10 protein-coding genes are annotated in these 15,023 nt (G+C 34.4%); 1 reads left to right on the top strand and 9 read right to left on the bottom strand.

The genetic code is table 11. The features are described 5' to 3' along the window. Position 1: 1 nt before the first annotated feature. Positions 2–3,538 carry a chromosome segregation protein SMC gene (smc, locus tag GJJ64_RS04380; protein WP_154286518.1) on the bottom strand — a complete coding sequence of 1,179 codons (3,537 nt, stop codon included), beginning with the start codon at positions 3,536–3,538 and terminating at the stop codon, positions 2–4. Between the two features lie 63 nt (positions 3,539–3,601). On the opposite strand from smc, the gene GJJ64_RS04385 reads away from it, so the two are divergent. After that, the gene (locus tag GJJ64_RS04385; protein WP_154286519.1) at positions 3,602–4,057 is read left to right on the top strand and encodes a hypothetical protein; all 456 of its coding nucleotides are present in this window, start codon (positions 3,602–3,604) and stop codon (positions 4,055–4,057) included. A 393-nt stretch (positions 4,058–4,450) separates the two neighbouring features. Here GJJ64_RS04385 and GJJ64_RS04390 read toward each other — a convergent pair whose 3' ends face one another. The 8 genes from GJJ64_RS04390 to GJJ64_RS04425 all read right to left on the bottom strand — a co-directional run bounded on the left by GJJ64_RS04390 (position 4,451) and on the right by GJJ64_RS04425 (position 15,021). Next, positions 4,451–4,972: an acyl-CoA thioesterase gene (locus GJJ64_RS04390; RefSeq protein WP_154286520.1), complete on the bottom strand. Its 522-nt coding sequence runs from the start codon at positions 4,970–4,972 to the stop codon at positions 4,451–4,453. A gap of 5 nt (positions 4,973–4,977) precedes the next feature. Further along, positions 4,978–6,300 (bottom strand): type IX secretion system plug protein, encoded by a 1,323-nt coding sequence (locus GJJ64_RS04395; protein WP_154286521.1) that lies wholly within the window; start codon positions 6,298–6,300, stop codon positions 4,978–4,980. Between the two features lie 21 nt (positions 6,301–6,321). Beyond that, on the bottom strand, positions 6,322–8,241 hold the full coding sequence (locus GJJ64_RS04400) for an ABC-F family ATP-binding cassette domain-containing protein (RefSeq protein ID WP_154286522.1): 1,920 nt from the start codon (positions 8,239–8,241) through the stop codon (positions 6,322–6,324). A 54-nt stretch (positions 8,242–8,295) separates the two neighbouring features. Next, positions 8,296–8,685 carry an SMU1112c/YaeR family gloxylase I-like metalloprotein gene (gloA2, locus tag GJJ64_RS04405; RefSeq protein WP_154286523.1) on the bottom strand — a complete coding sequence of 130 codons (390 nt, stop codon included), beginning with the start codon at positions 8,683–8,685 and terminating at the stop codon, positions 8,296–8,298. Between the two features lie 9 nt (positions 8,686–8,694). Beyond that, positions 8,695–9,669: a polyprenyl synthetase family protein gene (locus tag GJJ64_RS04410; RefSeq protein WP_154286524.1), complete on the bottom strand. Its 975-nt coding sequence runs from the start codon at positions 9,667–9,669 to the stop codon at positions 8,695–8,697. Positions 9,670–9,690: 21 nt separating this feature from the next. Then, positions 9,691–11,820, bottom strand: coding sequence for a ribonuclease R (rnr, locus tag GJJ64_RS04415; protein ID WP_154286525.1), 2,130 nt, complete (start codon positions 11,818–11,820; stop codon positions 9,691–9,693). 1,137 nt (positions 11,821–12,957) lie between these two features. Then, complete coding sequence (gene murA, locus GJJ64_RS04420; protein WP_154286949.1) at positions 12,958–14,262, bottom strand: UDP-N-acetylglucosamine 1-carboxyvinyltransferase; 1,305 nt, start codon at positions 14,260–14,262, stop codon at positions 12,958–12,960. A gap of 24 nt (positions 14,263–14,286) precedes the next feature. Further along, complete coding sequence (locus GJJ64_RS04425) at positions 14,287–15,021, bottom strand: DUF4290 domain-containing protein (RefSeq protein ID WP_154286526.1); 735 nt, start codon at positions 15,019–15,021, stop codon at positions 14,287–14,289. Positions 15,022–15,023 lie beyond the last annotated feature (2 nt).

Consider the following 15,023-nt stretch of genomic DNA (forward strand, 5'->3'; position numbering starts at 1 on the left):
ATTAGGCTACTTCTCTTAAATCAACTGCTACAACTCTAGAAACGCCTTGTTCTACCATGGTAACGCCATAAATAATATCTGTACTGGCAATGGTACGCTTGTTATGAGAAACTACAATAAACTGAGATTCGTTAGAAAACTTACGTATGATATTGTTGAATTTATCAATATTGGTATCATCTAGCGGGGCATCAACCTCGTCAAAAATACAGAATGGTGCAGGTTTTAATAAGTATAGCGAAAACAATAAAGCTGTAGCGGTTAAGGTTTTCTCACCTCCTGATAATTGATTGATAGACAATGGTCTTTTACCTTTTGGCCTGGCAATAATATCAATATCAGAATCTAAAGGCATATCCGGGTTGGTAAGAATTAAATCGCAGTTATCTTCTTCATTAAATAATGAGCGGAAAACACGCATAAAGTTTTCTCTTACATGAGTAAAAGCTACCATGAATTTCTCTTTCGCTGTATCGTCAATCTCTTTTATAGTTTGTAAAAGAGAGGCTTTAGCTTCTGATAAGTCTTTTTTCTGAGCCTGAATAAAAGTATAACGCTCTTCCATTTCTTTATAGGCTTCCATAGCCATGGGGTTGATAGCGCCAAATTCATCCAATTGTTTTTTGATTTTATCTACCTTTTCTTTGGTATCTTGTTCTTCGGCTCCTTCAGGGATTTCGGTATCTAATAAATCTTCAATTTCTATATTAAACTCTACCGATAAACGCTCTTTTAAAGCATTTAATTCTAGTTTGAGGTTGTTTTTCTGGTCTTTAATCTCCGTTAGTAAAACATCTGTATTTTCTTTTTTTCTTCTGATTTCTGATAGCTGATTTTCTAAATCGTTAACCAAACCACGTACCGCATAATAGTCTTTTTCTGCTTCTTGAAGCGCTTTTTCCATTTCTTCTTTTTGGTTGTACATGGCAATAAGGTCTTCATCATCATGGTCTACAAACTGTAAAGTATCTTTAATGGTAAGCTTGGTTTCTTCTAGCTCGGCACTGTGTTTATTAATTCTATTTTCCAGATTTTCTTGTTGTGATTCTCTATACTCTAAATCTTTATCTAAACTGCTAACTTTATTTTGCTGTTGGTGGAATTTGATATTCTCGGCATTAAAAGCAGAGGAACGCATGGTTAAAACCTCGCTAAGCTCGTTAAAAGCCAATTGTTGTTCTATCAATTGCTCGTTTATGATTTGCTTTTGAGCTATCAAATCGGCAATTAAAGGCTGTTTTTCTAATAATTCTGAAGCTATATGTTGTAGCTTTTGCTCAATATCCTGTTTTCTATTCTGACTGTTTTCTATAAAGGATTGATATTGTTCTTGTTTGGTTTGCACCGATATCAACTCGTTTTGTAGAAGATTAATCTGAGCTGATAAGGTATTAATCTCCTGTATTTTAGTAGCGGCTTTAAGTGTTTGTACTTTTAAAGCGCCTTCTTCTATATGGTCTTTAAGTTTTTTAAGCTGTACTTCTGCCTCTTTAATTTCTTTATTGAGGTTTTCAAGATTTTTAGCCCTACCAATTCTTTTACCCTCAAATAAACCAACCGAACCTCCTGAAAGGGTGTATTTACTCTTATTAAACTTTCCTGATTTTCCTATCAATACCATAGGAGAATTTAAAAGTTCAGCATTTAAATCTTGCTCTCGGCTATCATCAACTAAAAAGACATGACTAAGCAAATGGCTGAATAGCTTTTTGTATTTCTTATCTGTTTCTGTAACAGATAATACGGGTATAGCACCTTCTGGAGCTGCTAATTCTTGCACTTCTTTATCTTCTAAATTGTTTAATATAAAGAAGTTAGCTTTTCCTCTTGAAGAATTACTTAAAAGCTGTATAGCCTCAATTGCATCGCCATATTGCTCTACTACATAATGGTTCATCAAAGGCTCTAGAAAATTTTCTATGGCTACACGATACTCCTCATTACAAAAAAGAATATCAGAAAGTAGCGGAGCCTTTTTTGTCCATTGGGTATTCTTTCGTAAAAAGCGAATAGATTCTGGAAAGCCTTCCAAATTGTCAACCATACTTTTGGTAAGGTTATATTCATTTTGTTTGGCATCCAGCTTTCTGCTGATGCTGTTAAATTGTTCTTTATTATCGGCTAAAATAGCCTCTGTAGAAGCTAAATTTTCCTTTAATTCTTCTTCTAGCTCTTGTAAATGTTCTAGCTGATGTTTCTTACTCTCTAAACTTTCAGAAATATCGGCTATAGCCTTATTAAAATTAGATAATTCAATTTTTCTAGAGTCGGTATCGGCTATATTTCTACGCGTTTCTTGGTCTAAAGCTTCCTTTTGGATATTTAAAATCTCGATATCTTTCTCTACCTGGTAAACCTGATTTTGCAAAGCATTAGATTGGTTTTGCATTTGGTCTAGCCCTTGTTTAGATGATTGCTGTTGTATACGCAATTCCTCTACCTCGGCTTTTAAAGCCTCTAATTTAGCGCTGATGCTTTGCAGATTTTGCTCTTCCTGTAATCTTTCCTCGTTTAAGCGTTTGATATTATAAAAAACGTGATTAAGTTGTGTTTTATCTTTCTCTAAATCATCATTAAGTTTACTCTCTTTGTCTTGTAAAAACTTAAGCTGTTCGTTTTTAATCTTTTTCTCGCTTTCGTATGCTCTAATTTTACTTACAAACTCGTTAGTAGCTTTTTGCTGAACAGATAAGTTTTTCTCTTTTGTAAGGTTGTTAAATTTATGTTTTTGGATGTCTGCATCCAACTGATCAGCTAAAGTATTGATACCTTGTTTAACTTCTAATTGCTCTTTTTCGCGTTCATCTAAATGTGCTAACGAATCTCTAAAACCAATAATCCTGAAAGATGCCAATACAATACTTAAAGCATGATATTGTTCCTTTAATCGATAATATCGTTCTGCCTTTTTAGCCTGATTTTCTAAGGTTTTAAGGTTTCTTTCAATCTCGAAAAGTAAATCTTCAACCCGACTTAAATCTGCTTCGGTATCTTTTAACTTATTAAAAGTTTGCTTTTTGCGGAGTTTATATTTGGATATTCCTGATGCCTCTTCAAATAAAGCTCTTCTTGAGTTTTCTTTGTTGGTGATGATTTCATCTATCATTTTTAACTCGATGATAGAGTAGGAGTCTGGCCCGATACCAGTATCTAAAAATAAATCGGTAATATCTTTTAGCCTACATTGTACATCGTTTAAACGATATTCTGATTCGCCCGTACGATAAAGTTTACGGGTTATGGTTACCTGCGAAAAGTCTGTCGGCAGGATGTTTTTGGTATTGTCAAAAGTTAAAGATACTTCAGCAAGGTTTGCAGGTTTTCTGGATTTTGTGCCGTTGAAGATGATGTTTTCCATTTTCTCTGATCGCAGCATTCTGGTACTTTGCTCGCCCAAAACCCATCTGATAGCATCTACCACGTTAGATTTACCACAACCATTTGGCCCTACAATAGCGGTTACGCCTTCATTAAAGTTGATGGTAATCTTATCTCCAAAACTCTTAAAACCCTTAATTTCTAATTTGTTTAACTGCATGCGTTAATAAAAACAGTGTATCTTTTTAATTCCTCAAAACTAATTAATTTCTTAATTTGCAGTATGGAAAACCTCATATACATTTTAGCACCTATCGCACTTTTTCTCTTTAAAGCTTACCAAAACTTCCAAAAAGAGCAAGAGAAGGCTAGAAAACGTAATTTAAGCATCCCAGAACAGCCAGAAATTACGGTTAAAGATGAGGTACAAACCCAACCTATGATAGAAGAGCGTACTGAGGCTACCGAACTTAAACCTGATTATAAACTTTCTAAGCCAGAAAAATACGAAAAAGAACAGTATGAACGTATGGTTTACGAAAGATTAAGATCTACAGATAAGAAACCTGCTGATTATTATAATCCTGAAATCCCTAGTGCAGAAGTTATAGAAAACAGGGCTATCCACGAAAAACATAAACATGGTATTTCACAACCCAAAAAAGAAGAACAAGAAAGCTACGACTTTGATTTAAGACAAGCCGTTATTAATGAAGCGATATTGAAAAGACCTTATTAGGTGGTTAGTTAGTTATATGGTTGGTTTGTTAGTTTGTTAGGTGGTTAGATTGTTAGGGCCGTTATTTCGATGAGGAACGAAGAAGTAAGCTGTTTTTATTGATTGAAGGATTGAATTTCTATTTATTGATTTTTAAATGAGTGAATGATAGATTGGTTTTTTTGAATTTTTAATTCTCCCTTTTGAATTTCTATTGATTGGTTTTTTTTGAATTTTTAATTTTCCCTTTTGAATTTTTAATTCTCTTACATTGCGCTCGTTTGTAACGAGTGCTTAACATGGTTTAACGATTACATCGTTTATTTATTTAACCACAGAGCCGGATAAAGACTTATTGATTGATTTTTGATTGAGTGATTTTTTAATTTTTACTTTTGAATTTTTAATTTCTCCTCACTGCTTAGCTGCATTAAACAAAGCTTTTAGTTCTGTAGCATCATCAGGATTCATTTTTCCTGATAAGATAAGTCGTAACTGTCTGCGTCTTAAAGCGCCATCATAAAGTGCTTTTTCTTCATCAGATTCTGGAATTAACTCTGGAACAGGAACTGTTTTACCTTCATCATTTAAAGCTACGAAAGTATAATAAGCCTCGTTAGATTTGATACGTGTTCCTGACGGAATGTTTTCTGCCCAAACATCTAACCTAACTTCAACAGAAGTATGGAAAGCCCTTGTAACTTTGGCATTTATCGTTACCACATCGCCCAATTTTATAGGCTGCTTAAAAGAAACATTATCTACAGAAGCGGTTACCACAATACGGTTGCTATGTCTTTGTGCAGAAATTGCAGCCGCAATATCCATCCAATGTAATAAACGACCACCCATTAAATTGTTTAGGGTATTGGTGTCATTGGGTAATACCAACTCGTTCATGGTAATTAATGAATCTTTTGCTTTCTTGCCGCTCATATATTTTAGTTTGTTCTGGGTAATTGTCTGCTGTTTAATTCTCTAAAGGCTATTAATTCTTCAAATCTTGAAGCTGGGGCCCTATAATAAACCATTATTTGATAATCATTCTCGGTTTCAAAAAAAGAACCATCAAAAGCATTATCATTGATGATTTTGCCATCTTCTGTAGCCCAAGTGTATTTATAATCATAAACACCTTGCTTTAAAAGCATCGTTTTTGAAAATTGTTTGCTTTCAGGATTATAAATCAATCTGCTATCTGCATTTTTTTGGTAAGCATTAAACTGCCCAATGATGTAAGCATGTCCGTTTGCATCTGGCTCTTCGGCGTTTAAGGTAAAAGTTACAGCTGCGTAATCACCAGCATAGTCATCACTATTACCATCTTGATTGATGATGTAAAACTTGCCATTTTCATCAAACTGATAGGAATAGTTTGGCGTATTTAAAACAGCATCAGGAAATAATAAAATTCTATATAAGCTATCTAGAACAATTTGCCCTACTCGTTCTGATTTAAACCTTAAACTTCTGGTATCAAACCTTCTAAACTCATTAGCGCCATCAAAATCATTAGTTAAATTATCTGCATAAACCAATAAGTTGTTTCTTACAAAAAGAGGTTTATTGATGGTTTTGATTAAATCTGTACGGTTATTTTTTAAGGTAACGATTCTAATTTCCTGATAAGGATTTTGAATAGCCAAACCCGGATGCGCAACATTGATATTAATTTTCTGACGCTCATCTCTTTTAGCTACAATTGCAGATTGTGTAATTTCTGCTTGTACATTAACCTTTGCTTGTACAATATATAACCTTCTGCTGATGAGTATTTTACGCTGGTCGCCATCTTCATAAACTTTAAGTAAGTAATTACCAGATATTTTAGGGATGATACTGCTATTGGGCAAGCTTAACTCGTAATGCGTATAGCTAATAAAAGTTCCAAAGGAATATCTAAAGTTATTAATACGCTCTTCGGTAAAGCTTTGCAAATACTCAATAGGAGATAAGGACGAAGGTTTCCAATCAGCATCGCAATGTTCTAGTGTGTAAAACAAATTTCTACTTCCACCACGTAAATCATCAAACTTTAAAATAATTTGCTGACTGCTACCTAAATTTAAAACCGGAAAGCTTTGGTCTTTCTCGGCATTAAAAAACTCTACACTTTTAATCTCTGGGATATAATTTTTATTATCATAAACCGTCACAGATTCTGGCGTAGGAGCAACAAAAGCCCTAACTTTTTTAGGTTTCTTTTGTGCAAAAGAAGATAAACTTAATAGCGTTAAAAACAGATATATCAAACTCTTTCTCATACCATTAAGTTTATTTAATATTTAGCCTTCCAAAATTAAAATCTCATCAGCCAGTTGCTCCCAATGTAATTGTAAAGCACCTAACTGTTCTTTTAATTGATAATAACGCTCGTTAACCTCTTTTAATTTTTGAGGATTACTATAAACTTCTTCTTTGGCAATTTCAGCTTCAGCTTCTTTCACCAATTTATCTTGTGCTGCTACATCATCTTCAAGCTTTTGCAATTGCTGATTTAGCTTTTTCAGTTGTTTAGCTTTATCATCAGAAACTTGTGGCTTAGCTTCTTCTTTCTTTGCCTTTTCTACTTTAGCATGTTTAATGCCTCCACCCGGAACAATCTCTTTTGCTCTTCTGGCTTGCCATTCTTCATACTCGGCATAAGTACCCGGATATTCTTTAATTTGTTTATCCTCAATAAACCAAATTTTATTAGCCACATTGTCTAAGAAATACCTATCGTGAGAAACAGCTATAAAAGTACCTTCATATTGCTGTAAGGCTTGTATTAAGATGTTTACCGATTGTATATCTAGGTGGTTGGTAGGCTCATCCAGAATCAAGAAATTAGAATCCGTAGTTAAGGATTTAGCCAAGGCAACCCTAGATTTTTCGCCTCCAGATAATACCCTAATTTTCTTAAATACATCATCACCAGAAAAAAGGAAACATCCTAAAATAGAGCGTAGCTCGGTATCAGAATGTTTAGGTGCAAAAGCCTGTAATTCTTCTAAAATAGCATTATCTAAGTGTAAAGATTCTAACTGGTGCTGTGCAAAAAAGGTTGTGGTAACGTTATGCCCGGTTTCACATTTACCGCTAAAAGCTTCTGTACCTGCGATAATTCTTAATAGGGTAGACTTACCCTTACCATTAGCTCCAATTAAAGCTATTTTATCTCCTTTTTCTATTACTGCCTCGGCGTTTTCTAAAATATCTATAGTTGGGTAGCTTTTAGATGCATTTTCTATTCTGATAACATGCCTTCCTGAAGGTTTAGAGAATTTAAACCTGAAGTTTACGGTAGGGTTATCATCGTCAACATCCTCAACACGCTCCATTTTATCTAAAGCTTTCATTCTGGATTGAGCCATCTTTGCTTTAGATGCTTTAGCTTTAAAACGTTCTATCAAACGCTCTTCTTGCTTAATTTTAGCTTGTTGGTTTTTAAATTCGCCTTTTTGAATTTCTGCTCTTAAAGCTTTTTCTTCTAAATAGAACGAGTAATTACCAGAATAGATGGTTAATTTACCTTTACGAGATTCTACAATACGGTTTACAATTCTATCTAAGAAATACCTATCGTGAGATACAATCACAATTGCACCTTCAAAGCTATTTAAATAAGTTTCTAACCACTTGATAGAAGGTAAATCCATGTGGTTGGTAGGCTCATCCAGCAATAAAATATCAGGGTTCTGTAGTAATATTTTAGCTAACATGACACGCATACGCCAACCTCCAGAGAAGGTGTTTAATGGCCTGTGTTGGTCTTCTGTACTAAAACCCAATCCGGCTAAAATCTCATTGGCTCTATACTCAATATTATAACCGTCTAAAGCCTCAAATTCTTGTTGTTTATCACTTAATTTATTGATGAGTTCGTCTGAATAATCAGTTTCAATCTTCTTAAGTAATACTTCAATTTCATCATGCAGCTGGTTTTGACGCTCAAAAGCTTCCATAGCTACGTGTAAAATGGTATGATGAGAATCGTAAGAAAGTAAATCTTGGTTAAGGTAACCTATTTTGATGTCTTTAGACATAGAAACAGTACCTTCAGAAGGCGTATATTCGCCAACGATAATTTTTAAAAGTGTAGATTTTCCGGTTCCATTAGCACCAATTAAACCTATTTTTTCTCCTGGTTTGATATGCCAGTTAGCTTCTTCATACAAAGCTCTTGAACCTATACGGAAAGTTAAATTATTTATTGCAATCATTTGGGCGCAAAGGTACGCAATTTTAGATAGCTTTTATTTCAGATTTCTGTTACACTAACACTCGTAAAATTCTATAGGTAATCCATCAGGATCAGCAATAAAAGTGAATTTTTTACCAGTAAATTCATCTATTCTAATATCCTCAACTTTAATGTTCTGATTTTCTAGTGTTAACTTAACATTCTCCAAATCATCAACAGCAAATGCCAAATGTCTTAGTCCGCAAGCTTCAGGAAATGATGAGCGTAGAGGAGGTTCAGGAAAAGAAAATAATTCTATACAATAATTATTTCCCAAGGCTAAATCTAGTTTGTAAGAATCTCTAGCCTCGCGGTATACTTCTCTTACAATTTTAAATCCCAATATTTGAGTGTAAAAATGCTTTGAAACAGAATAATTACTACAAATAATGGCAATATGATGAATATTTTTGAGCGATAACATTAGTAAATATTAATTATCTCTCAACATCAGCATATCCGCAAACTCTTTTAAAACAGATTTTCTTTCTTCATCAACTGCAATTTTGTCTAAAGAAGCTAAGCCTTTAGCTGCATAGTTTTCCATTTCTTTTTTAGCAATTTCCTGAATATTTAAACTGTTATAAATAGCGGTAACGGCTGTAACCTTCTCTTGTGGGTTAAATGTGGTTTTACTTAGCCAATTTTGAAGCTCTTCTTTTTGTGCTCCTTGCGCAAGCTCTAAAGCTCTTATCAGTAAAAAGGTTTTTTTATTAGAAATGATATCTCCGCCTACTTGTTTTCCAAATTTCTCTGGGTCGCCATAAACATCTAAAATATCATCTTGAAGCTGAAAAGCAATTCCTAGTTTCTCACCAAAATCATACAATAACTGAGCGTCATTTTCTGCTGCTTCGCCAATTAAAGCACCAATTTTTAATGCTCCGCCCAATAAAACAGCTGTCTTAAGTCTTATCATGTTGATGTATTCATCAACTTTTACTTCCTGATAGTTTTCAAAGTTCATATCAATTTGCTGACCTTCACAAACACCAACGGCAGTATCATTAAATATCTTTAAAATATCTGGTAGGATAGCAGTTTTAACCTGCATAATGAGTTTATAAGCTTCTACCAGCATCACATCTCCGGAAAGGATAGCCACAGCCTCATTCCACTTGGCATGTACCGTAGGATTTCCTCTTCTTAAAGGTGCTTTATCCATGATATCATCATGCATTAAGGTGAAATTATGGAAAACTTCTATCGCTAAAGCTGGTTTAATGGCCTTTTCAACATCGCCTTTGAATAAGTCTGTAGCCATTAACAACAAAGCAGGTCTTAACCTTTTACCACCTAAATTCATGAGATAGCTGATAGGCTCATACAGTTCTGATGGGTTTACAGGATATTTTTGTTGAGCTATAGCTCTGGTGATTAATTGTTGAAGATTAGAAATGCTGTACATTTAACTGTAAAAGATAATGGATTAGGAAATTAACGTAAAGTCTATTTGTCTCTTGCTTAAATCTACTCTTTTTACCCTGATACTCACTTCATCACCCAACTGATAGATTTTCTTTTTTCTTTGCCCAATAATACAATAATTTTTCTCGTCTAAGGTATAGAAATCATCAGAAATATCTCTCAGCCTAATCATTCCCTCACATTTATTCTCTTCAATTTCCACATACATTCCCCACTCAGTTACACCAGAAACTATCCCCAAATAGGTTTGCCCGATGTTATCTTGCAAAAATTCTGCTTGTTTATATTTGATAGAAGCTCTTTCTGCATCGGCAGCCTTTTTCTCCATTTGGGAAGCATGCTGACAAAGTTTTTCGTAATGTTCTGCACTGGCATTGGCACCACCGTCTAAATAATGTTGTAGTAAACGGTGTGTCATCACATCGGGGTAACGACGAATAGGAGAGGTGAAGTGCGTGTAAAAATCAAATGCTAAACCATAATGACTGCTACTTTTTGTGGTGTAAATAGCTTTCGCCATAGAGCGGATGGCTAATTGAGTTAATACATTTTGTTCTTTTTTACCTTCAATATCTGCCATTAATTTGTTTAAGGACCTGGCTGTATCTCGGTCTGATTTGGTAGAGATTTTATGCCCAAATTTTAAAGCAAACTGAGAGAAATTGGCTAAGCTTTCTGGTTTTGGCGAATCATGAGCCCGGTAAACAAAGGTTAATTTGTTTTTTCCTTTTCCTTTTTTAGCGATAAACTCGGCGACTCTTCTGTTGGCTAGCAACATAAAATCTTCGATAAGTTTATGTGCATCTTTACGTTCTTTGATATAAACGCCAGTAGGCTTGCCTTTATCATCAAGTTTAAATTTAACTTCGGTAGATTCAAAACTGATAGCACCATGTTTAAACTTACGGTCTCTAAGTTTATAAGCTAAATCATTTAAAGTCAATATCTCATCAACAAAATCACCTGTTTTTTGCTCGATAATTTCTTGTACTTCTTCATAAGCAAAACGTCTATCAGAGTAAATAACAGTTCTACCAAACCATTCATTCTGGATATTTGCTTCTGTATCTAATTCGAAAACAGCAGAAAAACATAGCTTTTCTTCTTTTGGTCGTAAAGAACATAAACCATTTGATAAACGCTCTGGCAACATTGGTATCACCCTGTCTACCAAATAAACGGAAGTTCCTCTGTCAAAAGCTTCTTTATCTAATTCTGTTTCTGGTATGACATAATGAGAAACATCTGCAATATGAACACCTACCTCATAGTTTCCATTTTCTAATTGTCGGAAAGAGATCGCATCATCAAAATCTTTCGCATCAAAAGGATCTATGGTAAAGGTGGTGATTTTTCTAAAATCTCTTCTTTTAGCTATCTCTTCTTTAGAAATCTGGTCTGATATAGCATTAGCTTCTTTTTCTACTACTTCAGGAAAAGCCAATGGGAAGCCATATTCTGCTAGAATGGCGTTCATTTCGGTGTCATTCTCACCTTGTTTTCCTAAAATACTTTTGATAATACCTACTGGGTTTTTAGCGCCATCAGGCCAATCAACAATTCTTGCTAATGCTTTTACACCGTTTCTGGCGCCATTTAAATCCTCTAAAGGGATAAAAATATCGTGAAGCATTTTTCTATCATCAGGAATGAAAAACGCAAAATGCTGAGATACTTTTACCAAACCTGTAAATTCTAATTTAGCTCTGGTGATGATTTCTACTACTTCACCTTCTTTACGCTTACCTTTTTTGCTGGCGTAAACATATAGTTTTACAATATCGCCATGTAAAGCAGTTCTTAACTTACGTGGAGCTATATAAATATCATTTTCAAAGGTATCATCAGGGATTAAAAATGCAGAGCCATCATTGGCCATATCAATTTTACCGGTAACAAAGGTTTTAATCTCATGTAATTGATATTTGCCTTTCTCTTTTTCTATAAACAAACCTTCTTTGGTAACATCTTTAAGAACGTCGTATATAGTTTTTTTTGATTCTGGATCACTGATATTTAGTTTAGCTGCTACTTGTTTATAATTGAGAGGCTTATTACCGTTTTTTTCAAAAATATCGGTGATAAGCTGTGTAAGAACATGTTTGATATTATTTCCTTTTTGGTTAGACATATTGTGACGTGTTTGTTCTAAATATAGTCTTAAAAGCTTAAATTGAGGATTAAGTTTTAAAGAATTTTTAGATTTTGGTGAAATTTAGTTAATCGATATCGTTAAATATGATATGACATATCAAAAAACCTACCATTGAAGTATTCATTAAGGTTTAAAAATAAGATGTTTTTGCTCTAGCGGCAGGTAGTGGTTTCTTTTTTTATTGGCAATTACGCACAAGGCTTTCCGGCCTCATAGGCGGCCAGCCCTAGGCACTTTTTTCTTGATAAAAATTGAACAAAAAACGAGGAACGAGTTCATGAATGCCTAAGAAAAACCATAAACAAAAAATGAATAAATCAAGGCTGATGAATATTTGTCGTTTCGTCTAAATAAATCTTTAGCCACAATCCTGAGTGGTGTGAAGGGTTTTGCTTGATGATTACTTCTACAACACCCGTCGGATTGTTTTCCGACAGTGTTTAATAAAAGTTTATGCAGAAGATTTATTTGACTACACTTCCAAATCTTCATAGGCCGTCTTCGTTCTTAGGAAAGATGAATTTTATGTTTATAGGTAGTTCCTAAATATCCACTTTTTAGGGTCTCTCTACTTTCTACTTTATACTCCGTATTTTTTACTACTAGATAGGAACAAACTTTGATAATAAAACAGCTTAAACCGAAGCGCATGATCAATCCCCCAGAGCCGGAAAGACGAAAAAACAGTAGCAGAAATTAAAAAATCTTGCACAACCAAGCCTATAGCGAATGCGGTTTTGCGTTCGAGTTTGTAAAAGCATTCATAAAGCACAAACGAGCAAAAATAAGCGCCAATTGTTTTTTGAGTGTGGGTAGGGTTTGTGCGACAAAGGCTCCTGCGGGATTGTTCAGGACTTTTGGTTCCTTTTGGTCCCGCAAAAGGAACGAGCCCCGCCGGCGATAGAGGCGGATATTTATGTTTTATAGAGATTGTGAACTAATTGGCTGTTGCGCACAAGGCTTTCCGGTCTCATAGGTCATCGATATAATCGAAAAACCATTTTAAGCACTCGTTGCAAACGAGCGCAAGATGGTCTTTCTACTTTCTACTCCGTACTTTCTACTTCCAAGACATATAAACAAAAAACTCTCCTAAAAAGGAGAGTTTGGAAGTTAAATTCTTCTAATATCAGCACCAAGTGCTCGTAATCGGGTATCAATATCTTGATAACCTCTTTCTATTTGTTCAATATTGTAAATGGTAGACCTTCCAGAGGCAGAAAGTGCAGCAATTAATAAGGAAACTCCTGCTCTAATATCAGGTGAAGTCATTTCTATACCTTTTAACTGATATTTCTTATCTAAACCAATAACAGTCGCTCTGTGTGGATCGCATAAAATAATTTGTGCACCCATGTCTATCAATTTATCCACAAAGAATAAACGACTCTCGAACATTTTTTGGTGAATCAATACCGAGCCTTTGGCTTGTGTAGCCACTACTAAAACGATAGAGAGTAAATCGGGTGTAAAACCTGGCCAAGGAGCATCAGCAACAGTTAAAATAGAACCATCAATAAAAGTATCTATTTCATAGCTTTTCTGAGCCGGTATAAAAATATCATCACCACGCAATTCCATTTTAATACCTAATCTTTTAAAAACATCAGGTATAATACCTAATTCTTGGTAGCAAACATTCTTGATGGTGATTTCAGACTCTGTCATGGCAGCTAAGCCTATAAAAGAGCCAATTTCAATCATATCAGGTAATAAACGGTGTTCTGTACCACCTAAGGCTTCAACACCTTCTATGGTTAATAAATTAGAACCAATACCAGTAATTTTTGCACCCATGCGATTAAGCATTTTGCAAAGTTGTTGTAAATAAGGCTCACAAGCTGCATTATAAATGGTAGTAGTACCTTTTGCAAGAACTGCCGCCATCACGATATTTGCTGTACCTGTTACAGAAGCCTCATCTAATAAAATAAATGTTCCTTTTAATTCGGTAGCATCAACATTAAAGAAATTGGTCTCTGCATTATAAATAAATTTAGCACCAAGTTTCTCGAAACCCAAAAAGTGAGTATCTAAACGTCGTCTACCAATTTTATCCCCACCTGGTTTAGGAATTGCAGCTTTACCAAAACGGGCTAAAAGCGGACCTACAATCATGATAGAGCCTCTTAAACTACCACCTTTTGCTTTAAAAGTTTGAGATTGAAAAAACTCTAAGTTGATATTGGCTGCTGTAAACTCATAAGTATCTTTTGATAATCTATTAACTTCAACACCTAAGTCTCCTAAAAGCTCTATAAGTTTATTGACGTCTTTAATATCGGGTATATTGCTTATGGTAACTTTTTCTGGTGTTAATAAAACAGCAGAAAGAATTTGCAATGCTTCATTTTTTGCTCCCTGGGGTATAATTTCTCCTTTTAAAGGTTTACCACCACGAATCTCAAATGCATTCATCATATAAAATATTTTTTGTTTTGATTAGTTTGATCTTTTACCACCACCATTGTTTTGGAAATTCCTAGGGCGGTTTTTGTTGTTGTTATTTTGGTTATTATTTTGTCTTTGGCCACCACCACCTCTATTGTTTTGGTTGTTCTTTTGTGAGCGACCATTATTGTTGTTATTGTTGCTGGATGGAGTATTTTGTTTAACATCAACTTTGTTTAACACAACCTGACTTAAATCTAACTCGCCACCAGATAAATCATTTAAATCAGAGATGATTTGTTCATCTGCAACATGATCTTTATTCCAAAGTACATAAGCCATTTTCATAAAATTAGCTATAGAATTTACCATATGCTGTTTTTTTTCAGGCTCGGTAATTTCTTTTGCTCTTTTAATCATGAGCTCAATGGTTTTTCCGTAATGCTTAAATTTAATACGGTTTTGAGGATAACTTAAAACTTCTGGTTTGAAATTGATGCCTTCTTTAGTAGGAGTAGGGTAAGGCGAATCAACATCTATCCTGAAACCCGAAATGATATGTAAATGATCCCAAAGTTTATGTTTAAAATCTGGAACATCTCTTAAATGAGGATTTAAAAATCCCATCATATCTATCACCACTTGGGCGTATTTATTTCTTTCTTCTTTGGTGGGTAACTCGCAGATATACTCAACCATATTCTGCACATTTCTACCATACTCTGCCAAGATGAGTTTATCTCTTGAAGTATTGTAATCAAATTTATTTTCAACAGTGTTATTCATTT

Source organism: Pedobacter puniceum (genome assembly GCF_009674685.1).
Taxonomy (GTDB): domain Bacteria; phylum Bacteroidota; class Bacteroidia; order Sphingobacteriales; family Sphingobacteriaceae; genus Pseudopedobacter; species Pseudopedobacter puniceum.

Bases quoted from the DNA above. Each gene is read 5' to 3' on its own strand.
- smc (WP_154286518.1), bottom strand. From the start codon at position 3,538: ATGCAGTTAAACAAATTAGAAATTAAGGGTTTTAAGAGTTTTGGAGAT.
- GJJ64_RS04385 (WP_154286519.1), top strand. From the start codon at position 3,602: ATGGAAAACCTCATATACATTTTAGCACCTATCGCACTTTTTCTCTTT.
- GJJ64_RS04390 (WP_154286520.1), bottom strand. From the start codon at position 4,972: ATGAGCGGCAAGAAAGCAAAAGATTCATTAATTACCATGAACGAGTTG.
- GJJ64_RS04395 (WP_154286521.1), bottom strand. From the start codon at position 6,300: ATGAGAAAGAGTTTGATATATCTGTTTTTAACGCTATTAAGTTTATCT.
- GJJ64_RS04400 (WP_154286522.1), bottom strand. From the start codon at position 8,241: ATGATTGCAATAAATAATTTAACTTTCCGTATAGGTTCAAGAGCTTTG.
- gloA2 (WP_154286523.1), bottom strand. From the start codon at position 8,685: ATGTTATCGCTCAAAAATATTCATCATATTGCCATTATTTGTAGTAAT.
- GJJ64_RS04410 (WP_154286524.1), bottom strand. From the start codon at position 9,669: ATGTACAGCATTTCTAATCTTCAACAATTAATCACCAGAGCTATAGCT.
- rnr (WP_154286525.1), bottom strand. From the start codon at position 11,820: ATGTCTAACCAAAAAGGAAATAATATCAAACATGTTCTTACACAGCTT.
- murA (WP_154286949.1), bottom strand. From the start codon at position 14,262: ATGAATGCATTTGAGATTCGTGGTGGTAAACCTTTAAAAGGAGAAATT.
- GJJ64_RS04425 (WP_154286526.1), bottom strand. From the start codon at position 15,021: ATGAATAACACTGTTGAAAATAAATTTGATTACAATACTTCAAGAGAT.